This window comes from Phytobacter massiliensis JC163, assembly GCF_000321045.1.
Taxonomy (GTDB): domain Bacteria; phylum Pseudomonadota; class Gammaproteobacteria; order Enterobacterales; family Enterobacteriaceae; genus Phytobacter_A; species Phytobacter_A massiliensis.
In genome coordinates this window covers 777,523-785,945 of the sequence record NZ_HE578946.1, presented here as the reverse complement: position 1 = coordinate 785,945, position 8,423 = coordinate 777,523, and the positions used below count along the sequence as shown (strand labels likewise).

Genomic DNA, 8,423 nt, shown 5'->3' with positions numbered 1-8,423 from the left:
GTGAAAAAAAGTTTTGTTTGCTTACTTTCCAGGCAAAACGGATTCGATAGCGCCATTTTTGCCTGGTTTTTAAACAAAAACGAGCCCCGCAGGGCTCGTTTTTTCTTTTTTGTGACTTACTGCACTGCCACTATACGGTCTCCATTGACCACCAACTGAACTGCTTTGCCTGGAATAAGCTCGCCGGAGAGGATTTGCTGGGCCAGCGGGTTTTCGATCTGTTGCTGGATTGCGCGTTTTAAAGGACGCGCGCCATACACCGGATCGTAACCATTCGCGCTCAGCAGTTTCAGCGCCTCATCAGAGATGCTGACGCTATACCCGCGATCTTCCAGACGTTTGTACAGCCGCTGCAGCTGAATTTGTGCAATAGAAGCGATGTGTTGTTCACCCAGAGGATGGAAGACCACCACTTCATCGATACGGTTAATGAATTCAGGACGGAAGCTCTGGCTCACAACGCCAAGCACCACCTCTTTCATATGACCGTAATTCAGCTCGCCAAAACGTTCCTGAATCAAATCAGAACCCAGGTTCGAGGTCATGATGACAACCGTATTGCGGAAGTCGACCGTTCTCCCCTGCCCGTCAGTCAGACGGCCATCGTCGAGTACCTGCAGCAGAATGTTAAACACATCCGGGTGCGCTTTTTCCACTTCGTCCAGCAAAATGACGGAGTAAGGACGACGACGTACCGCTTCCGTCAGGTAACCGCCTTCTTCATACCCGACATATCCCGGAGGCGCGCCGACCAGACGAGACACGGAGTGTTTCTCCATAAACTCGGACATATCGATACGTACCATCGCGTCGTCGCTATCAAACATAAAGTTCGCCAGCGCTTTGCAGAGTTCGGTTTTACCGACCCCGGTTGGCCCCAGGAACAGGAAGGAGCCGATGGGACGATTCGGATCCGCCAGCCCCGCACGGCTACGGCGAATCGCGTTCGATACCGCTTCCACCGCTTCGTTCTGCCCGATAACGCGGCTGTGTAACTCCTGCTCCATCCGCAGCAGTTTTTCGCGCTCGCCTTCCAGCATTCTCGCCACCGGGATACCGGTCCAGCGCGCCAGCACTTCAGCGATTTCCGCATCCGTCACTTTGTTACGCAGCAGACGCATCGTTTTCCCTTCGGACTGGGTGGCCGCCTCAAGCTGTTTTTCCAGCTCCGGGATTTTGCCGTACTGCAGTTCAGACATCCGCGCCAGGTCGCCAACACGGCGCGCCTGTTCAATGGCGATCTTCGCCTGCTCCAGTTCGGCTTTAATGGTCTGCGTGCCGGAAAGCGAGGCTTTTTCTGCTTTCCACTCTTCTTCTAACTCAGAATACTGACGCTCTTTGTCGCTGAGCTCTTCGTTGAGCATGTCGAGACGTTTTTTACTCGCCTCATCAGACTCCTTCATCAACGCCTGCTGTTCCAGTTTGAGCTGGATGATACGGCGGTCGAGTCTGTCCAGCTCTTCCGGCTTGGAGTCAATCTGCATACGGATGCTGGATGCGGCTTCATCGATCAGGTCGATGGCTTTATCCGGCAACTGGCGATCGGCAATATAGCGATGGGACAGCGTTGCTGCCGCCACGATGGCCGGGTCAGTTATCTGCACGTGGTGATGCAGCTCATAGCGCTCTTTCAGCCCACGCAAAATCGCAATGGTGTCTTCCACCGACGGTTCGGCGACAAACACTTTCTGGAAACGACGTTCCAGCGCCGCATCTTTTTCGATGTACTGGCGATATTCGTCGAGCGTGGTCGCGCCTACGCAGTGCAGTTCCCCGCGCGCCAGCGCCGGTTTCAGCATGTTCCCGGCATCCATGGCGCCATCGGCTTTGCCTGCACCCACCATGGTATGCAGCTCATCGATAAACAGGATAACGTTGCCTTCCTGTTTGGCGAGATCGTTCAGGACGCCTTTCAGGCGTTCTTCAAACTCACCGCGGTATTTCGCCCCGGCCACCAGCGCGCCCATATCCAGCGCCAGCACCCGACGGCCTTTCAAGCCTTCAGGCACTTCGCCATTAATAATGCGCTGCGCCAGCCCTTCGACAATGGCGGTTTTACCGACGCCCGGCTCACCAATCAGCACCGGGTTATTTTTGGTACGACGTTGCAGCACCTGAATCGTACGGCGAATTTCTTCATCACGGCCAATCACCGGATCGAGTTTGCCCTGCTCGGCACGCTCGGTCAGATCGACGGTATATTTTTTCAGGGCCTGACGTTGGTCTTCTGCCCCTTGATCGTTCACGCTTTCACCTCCGCGCATCTGTTCAATTGCCTGAGTGATATTGGCGGTCGTTGCGCCAGCCGATTTCAGTAAGTCGGTCAGCGTGCCGCGGGACTCAAGCGCCGCCAGAACGAACAGTTCCGACGAAATAAAGTTATCCCCTCGTTTTTGCGCCAGCTTGTCGCACAGGTTGAGAACGCGCACCAGATCCTGAGACGGCTGTACGTCGCCGCCGGTGCCTTCCACCTGCGGTAAACGACTCAGCGCCTGATCGATAGCGGTGCGCAACTGCCCGGCGTTGATGCCGGCTGAGGTTAACAAAGGACGTACCGATCCCCCTTCCTGGTTAAGCAAGGCGCTCATTAAATGAAGAGGTTCGATAAATTGGTTGTCGTGCCCGAGTGCGAGCGACTGGGCATCGGCAAGAGCAAGCTGGAATTTATTAGTAAGACGATCCAGACGCATAACTCCTCCCATAACAGGTCAAATTTGCTACTGGAGATTAAATGAGGTCATCCCTCAATTATTCAAGGTGAATGACCTGACTTATGTGAAAAGAAAGTTACCCGTACTGGATCGTCTTGATTCTTTAGGTTATATCAGCCAAATGAAACTTGCCATACGCCCGGTGTTTTTGTCCCGACGATAAGAGAAAAAATCATCCTTTTGGCTGAAAGTGCAGCGATCGCCGCCGAAGACCTGACGTACGCCGACCGCTGCCAGACGCTGACGAGCCAGCGCGTAGATATCCGCATAGTATTTATCCCCTGCGGGAATAAATGCCGTGTCGGCGATGGCGTCCTTTTCCATAAACGCCTCCCGTACTTCGGGTCCCACCTCAAACGCCTGCGGACCGATGGCCGGGCCGAGCCAGGCCATAATATTCTCAGGCCGATCGGCAAAACAGGCTACCGTCTCCTCCAGCACGCCAGCACAAAGACCGCGCCAGCCTGCATGGGCGGCAGCGACTTCTGTCCCACTGTTATTGCAGAAAAGCACCGGCAGGCAATCCGCGGTCATCACTGCGCACACCGTGCCCGGCGTGTTGCTGTATGACGCATCGGCGCGTTTGCTGGCATAAGGTCCGCCATCAAGGCGCAGCACCTCAGTGCCATGCACCTGTTCAAGCCAGACAGGGTTGGCCGGGAGGCGACCCGCAGCAAACATGCGCCTGCGGTTCTCCTCGACATGCGTTAGATCATCGCCGCAGTGCGCGCCCAGATTGAGCGAATCATACGGCGGCAAGCTGACGCCGCCCACCCGCGTTGAGCTACAGGCCGCGACTCCTTCCGGCACCGGCCACTGCGGAGTTATCAGCCTGGTCATAACCAGTCCACATCATCTTTATGCGTTTCGAAGTCGGCACGCATGGCGTCGATAAGTTCCACCATATCCTGGGGAATTGGCGCATGCCATTCCATCTCGATGCCGCTGATGGGATGGTAGAGCCGCAGCATCGTCGCATGCAGCGCCTGACGATCGAACTTACGCAGCGCGGTGATAAATTCATCCGACGCGCCTTTCGGCGGACGAGGACGACCGCCATACAGCTGATCGCCCACCAGCGGATGGGTAATGTGCGCCATATGGACACGGATCTGGTGGGTACGCCCGGTCTCCAGCCGCAGCCGCAGCCGGGTATGAATACGGAAGTGCTCCATAATCCGGTAGTGGGTGACCGCCGGTTTACCCATCGGGTGCACGGACATATGAGTGCGCTTGGTAGGATGGCGGCTGATAGGTTGTTCCACCGTACCGCCTGCCGTCATATGGCCGATAGCGACCGCTTCGTACTCACGGGTAATTTCCCGCAGCTGCAAAGACTCTACCAGGCGCGTCTGTGCCGGGATGGTTTTCGCCACGACCATCAGGCCGGTGGTGTCTTTATCAAGACGGTGAACGATACCCGCGCGCGGCACGTCGACGATGGGCGGGTAATAGTGCAGAAGCGCGTTAAGCACTGTCCCGTCAGGGTTACCGGCGCCAGGGTGGACCACCAGATCCCGGGGCTTATTAATAACGATGATGTCATCGTCTTCATAGACAATATTAAGAGGGATATCCTGCGGTTCGAAACGCGCCTCTTCTTCTATTTCAGCGTTGATAGCAACGCTTTCGCCACCCAACACTTTTTCTTTCGGCTTGTCGCAGACTTTGCCGTTGACCAGGACATTCTGGTCAAGAATCCATTCTTTTATGCGCGAACGTGAATAATCCGGGAACAATTCGGCCAAAGCCTGATCTAAGCGTTGACCGAGTTGATTTTCGGTAACCGTTGCGGTGAGTTGTACTCGTTGTGCCATATACAGCTTCTTCGTTAACGTTGGGTTTTACGGCTTTGCCGTTTAATATAGTGTGCTATTGTAGCTGGTCTTAGTCGGGAGCAGGAACGATAATCTCCCGCGTAAACATTCTGAGGAAAGTCTAAACGTCATGACGCGCATGAAATATCTGGTGGCAGCCGCCACGTTGAGCCTGGCTTTGGCGGGCTGCTCCGGTTCAAAGGATGAGGTGCCTGATAATCCGCCAAATGAAATCTACGCGACTGCCCAGCAAAAACTGCAAGACGGTAACTGGAAGGCGGCGATAACGCAACTGGAAGCGTTAGATAACCGTTATCCGTTCGGACCTTACTCGCAGCAAGTGCAGCTTGATCTGATTTACGCCTATTACAAAAACGCCGATCTGCCGCTGGCCCAGGCCGCCATCGACCGTTTTATGCGCCTGAATCCTACTCATCCAAATATCGATTACGTCATGTATATGCGCGGGCTGACTAACATGGCTCTGGATGACAGCGCTTTACAAGGTTTCTTTGGCGTCGATCGTAGCGATCGCGATCCGCAGCACGCGCGTGACGCATTTAATGACTTCTCTAAGCTGGTTCGTGGCTACCCGCGCAGCCAGTATGTCACAGATGCGACTAAACGCCTCGTGTTCCTGAAAGACCGTCTCGCGAAATACGAATACTCCGTTGCTGAGTACTATACCAAACGCGGTGCCTGGGTTGCGGTGGTAAACCGTGTGGAAGGTATGCTGCGCGACTACCCGGATACGCAGGCGACGCGCGATGCGCTGCCGCTGATGGAAAACGCCTATCGTGAAATGCAGATGAACGCTCAGGCTGACAAAGTTGCAAAAATTATTGCCGCTAACGGCAGCAGCTCCTGAGGTCGCCTGTAACGACGAACGGCAGCTTCGCGCTGCCGTTTTTTTATGCTGTTGAAGCCTCGCTGAACCGGTTTAGCTTCGAGTCATCCTATCAAATATGACCCCTGTCAGTCATATCGGCAAGTATTTTTTCCCTCCTTCATGTTCTGCCTCACAAAACCTTTTCATTGACAAAAAGTGACAAAATAATGTGATTCAAATCACACATTTTGACATTCAGCGAGGTATGCTGAAATCACCAAGACGGAAAGACAAGAGGTAAAATTTATGACAATGAACATTACCAGCAAACAAATGGAAATTACCCCGGCAATTCGCCAACATGTCGCAGACCGTCTCGCCAAACTGGATAAATGGCAAACACATCTTATTAATCCGCATATCATTCTGTCTAAAGAGCCGCAGGGCTTTGTTGCTGACGCCACCATCAATACGCCTAACGGGCATCTGGTAGCCAGCGCCAGGCATGATGATATGTATGTCGCTATAAACGAATTGATTAACAAGCTGGAACGGCAGCTCAATAAAGTGCAGCACAAGGGGGAAGCGCGTCGGGCCACCACCTCGGTGAAAGACGCTGACTTCGTTGAAGAATAACCTCACGGCATTGAGTTAATCTATAACGCGCCTTCGGGCGCGTTTTTTATTGACAGAACGAAAACAGTGCAGGTACTTTATTGAAAGATATTCACAGGTGCATATATGAAACAGACTTCGTTTTTCTTCGCTTTCTTTTTTACCTTCCCCTGATTGGGAGGCGTTTCGTTTTGTGAGAAAGAATGCGAAGACGAACAATAAGGCCTCCCACACCGGGGGGCCTTTTTTATTGATAACAATTAAGGCAACAGCATGACTATGGAAAACCCTTTACTGGATTTACGTGTGAAAATAAGCGCCCTGGACGAGCAGCTTCTTTCCTTACTGGCCGAACGGCGTCTGCTGGCGGTAGAAGTGGGCAAAGCCAAACTGGCTTCCCATCGACCCGTGCGGGATATAGACCGTGAGCGGGATCTGCTGGACCGCTTAATCCAGCTTGGAAAAACGCACCACCTCGACGCTCACTACATCACCCGCCTCTTCCAGCTTATTATCGAAGATTCCGTTCTGACCCAGCAGGCGCTACTGCAGCAGCATCTCAATAAAACCAACCCACACTCCGCGCGTATCGCTTTCCTTGGGCCGAAGGGTTCATACTCGCACCTGGCTTCCCGCCAGTACGCCGCTCGCCACTTCGAAGAGTTTATTGAGAGCGGCTGCCAGAAATTTACCGATGTCTTTAACCAGGTAGAAACCGGCCAGGCCGATTACGCGGTGGTGCCGCTGGAAAATACCAGTTCCGGCTCTATCAACGACGTTTACGATCTCCTGCAGCATACCAGCCTCTCCATTGTGGGCGAGCTGACTATCCCAATTAATCACTGCGTGCTGGTTTCCGGCTCTACCGATCTGGACAGCATTGAGACGGTGTATAGCCACCCGCAGCCCTTCCAGCAATCAACCCGCTTCCTGGCGCGTTATCCTCACTGGAAAATCGAATATACCGAAAGCACGTCCGCGGCGATGGAGAAAGTGGCCCAGCTTAATTCGCCAAAATTTGCCGCCCTGGGTAACGAAGCTGGCGGCGCGCTGCACGGTTTACAAGTTCTGGAGCGTATTGAAGCCAACCAGTCGGTCAATATTACCCGCTTCGTGATCCTGGCCCGTAAAGCCATTGATGTCTCGGATCAGGTGCCGGCAAAAACGACGCTGCTGATGGCCACAGGCCAGCAGGCAGGGGCACTGGTGGAAGCGCTGCTGGTGCTGCGTAATCATAATTTGATCATGACCAGGCTGGAGTCCCGCCCGATCCATGGCAACCCCTGGGAAGAGATGTTTTATCTGGATATCCAGGCCAACCTGCACTCCCCGTCCATGCAGAAAGCGCTGCGGGAGTTGACGTCAATTACCCGCTCGCTGAAAGTGCTGGGCTGCTACCCCAGCGAGAATGTGGTGCCCGTCGACCCGGTTTAACGCTCGATAAAGAGCGATTTCTTCACCCCTGCCACGTCCACCGGCAGGGTGAAGATAGCGCCGGACAGCGGGTATTCCGCCAGCTCCTCGTCATCCATATTTTCCCGCGTGGTGGTAATAAACAGCGTTTTCATGTCGCTTCCGCCGAAGCAGACCATTGTCGGGCAGCGGACCGGCAGCCGGTATTCCGCCAGCTGCTCCCCCTGGGGAGAAAAGCGGGCAACGCGCCAGCCGTCGTACATCGCGCTCCAGTAGCACCCTTCTTCGTCCATTGCCGCACCGTCAGGAATACCTTCACCAGGCCCCATGCGTCGGAAAATCTGACGCGCCCCCGGCTCCCCCTGTTCATCAAGCGGCGTGCGGTAAATAATGCCGTTCGGCGTATCGGAGGTAAACATCCACTGCCTGTCGTGACTGAATGCCAGACCGTTAGCGCCATGAATATCGCACTGCACCACTTTTGGCGTTAAATCGTTATCAATGCGCATCAGCAATGCGCCGTTGTAGTCCCCCGGCGCCCAGAACGTACCGGCGTAGAAGCGCCCGTGATGGTCGGTCCCACCGTCATTAAAACGCGCCAGCTGCGGGTTCGACGGGTTATCACAAACTTTCTGCACCAGCAGGCCGCGCTTATCCGCCAGCCAGATAGCCGTACGCATTGCGACAATAAAACCGCCCTTTTCACGCAGCGCAAAACAGCCTACCTCTTCGGGAAACGAGAGGACGGCGTGTTCCCCTGTTGCCAGGTGATAACGATGCAGTTCCCCTTCGAGAATATCCGCCCACCAGAGCGCCTGTTCCGCTTCGCTCCAGGTTGGGCACTCCGGTAGGTGACCGGTGTAATCAAACAGTGTATGCAGTTCAGCCATATCGTTCCCTTATAAAAAAAGCCAGTGGGATAACCACTGGCTTTTTAGTATATACGGCATTTTTTACGGACGACTGTCGTTTGCCTGGCGAAGGAGCGTCCGGCTTTCGCTCTGGAACCGTTTGGCATAGTCGCCAAACCAGTGCTCT

The 8,423-nt window shown here is 54.3% G+C and carries 8 protein-coding genes and 1 other annotated feature; of the genes, 4 read left to right on the top strand and 4 right to left on the bottom strand.

The window, feature by feature from the left end; translation table 11 throughout:
• Positions 1 to 116 precede the first annotated feature (116 nt).
• The 3 genes from clpB to rluD form a co-directional block, all read right to left on the bottom strand.
• On the bottom strand, positions 117 to 2,690 hold the full coding sequence (gene clpB, locus ENTHG_RS14115) for an ATP-dependent chaperone ClpB (RefSeq protein ID WP_044180646.1): 2,574 nt from the start codon (positions 2,688 to 2,690) through the stop codon (positions 117 to 119).
• A gap of 129 nt (positions 2,691 to 2,819) precedes the next feature.
• Positions 2,820 to 3,551: a purine nucleoside phosphorylase YfiH gene (gene yfiH, locus ENTHG_RS14110; RefSeq protein WP_044180643.1), complete on the bottom strand. Its 732-nt coding sequence runs from the start codon at positions 3,549 to 3,551 to the stop codon at positions 2,820 to 2,822.
• Entirely contained in the window at positions 3,548 to 4,528 is a 981-nt protein-coding gene (rluD, locus tag ENTHG_RS14105) for a 23S rRNA pseudouridine(1911/1915/1917) synthase RluD (RefSeq protein ID WP_044180639.1), read from the bottom strand. The genes yfiH and rluD overlap by 4 nt, the downstream gene beginning before the upstream one ends.
• Before the next feature lie 130 nt (positions 4,529 to 4,658).
• Here rluD and bamD point away from each other — a divergent pair, with 130 nt between their 5' ends.
• The 4 genes from bamD to pheA all read left to right on the top strand — a co-directional run bounded on the left by bamD (position 4,659) and on the right by pheA (position 7,406).
• A complete protein-coding gene (gene bamD / locus ENTHG_RS14100; RefSeq protein WP_044180635.1) occupies positions 4,659 to 5,396 on the top strand; it encodes an outer membrane protein assembly factor BamD in 738 nt (245 codons plus the stop codon).
• A 267-nt stretch (positions 5,397 to 5,663) separates the two neighbouring features.
• Complete coding sequence (gene raiA / locus ENTHG_RS14095; RefSeq protein WP_044180633.1) at positions 5,664 to 5,993, top strand: ribosome-associated translation inhibitor RaiA; 330 nt, start codon at positions 5,664 to 5,666, stop codon at positions 5,991 to 5,993.
• A gap of 104 nt (positions 5,994 to 6,097) precedes the next feature.
• Positions 6,098 to 6,223 (top strand) — a sequence feature (Phe leader region).
• Positions 6,099 to 6,146, top strand: a complete 48-nt coding sequence (gene pheL / locus ENTHG_RS25850; RefSeq protein ID WP_167586606.1) for a pheA operon leader peptide PheL — start codon at positions 6,099 to 6,101, stop codon at positions 6,144 to 6,146. Its footprint overlaps the feature before it by 48 nt.
• A gap of 22 nt (positions 6,224 to 6,245) precedes the next feature.
• The gene (gene pheA, locus ENTHG_RS14090) at positions 6,246 to 7,406 is read left to right on the top strand and encodes a bifunctional chorismate mutase/prephenate dehydratase (RefSeq protein WP_044180631.1); all 1,161 of its coding nucleotides are present in this window, start codon (positions 6,246 to 6,248) and stop codon (positions 7,404 to 7,406) included.
• Here the strand turns inward: pheA and ENTHG_RS14085 are convergent.
• On the bottom strand, positions 7,403 to 8,275 hold the full coding sequence (locus ENTHG_RS14085; protein WP_044180629.1) for an SMP-30/gluconolactonase/LRE family protein: 873 nt from the start codon (positions 8,273 to 8,275) through the stop codon (positions 7,403 to 7,405). The two genes, pheA and ENTHG_RS14085, sit on opposite strands and share 4 nt — an antisense overlap.
• Positions 8,276 to 8,423 lie beyond the last annotated feature (148 nt).

Bases quoted from the DNA above. Each gene is read 5' to 3' on its own strand.
- pheA (WP_044180631.1), top strand. From the start codon at position 6,246: ATGACTATGGAAAACCCTTTACTGGATTTACGTGTGAAAATAAGCGCC.
- ENTHG_RS14085 (WP_044180629.1), bottom strand. From the start codon at position 8,275: ATGGCTGAACTGCATACACTGTTTGATTACACCGGTCACCTACCGGAG.
- raiA (WP_044180633.1), top strand. From the start codon at position 5,664: ATGACAATGAACATTACCAGCAAACAAATGGAAATTACCCCGGCAATT.
- bamD (WP_044180635.1), top strand. From the start codon at position 4,659: ATGACGCGCATGAAATATCTGGTGGCAGCCGCCACGTTGAGCCTGGCT.
- rluD (WP_044180639.1), bottom strand. From the start codon at position 4,528: ATGGCACAACGAGTACAACTCACCGCAACGGTTACCGAAAATCAACTC.
- yfiH (WP_044180643.1), bottom strand. From the start codon at position 3,551: ATGACCAGGCTGATAACTCCGCAGTGGCCGGTGCCGGAAGGAGTCGCG.
- clpB (WP_044180646.1), bottom strand. From the start codon at position 2,690: ATGCGTCTGGATCGTCTTACTAATAAATTCCAGCTTGCTCTTGCCGAT.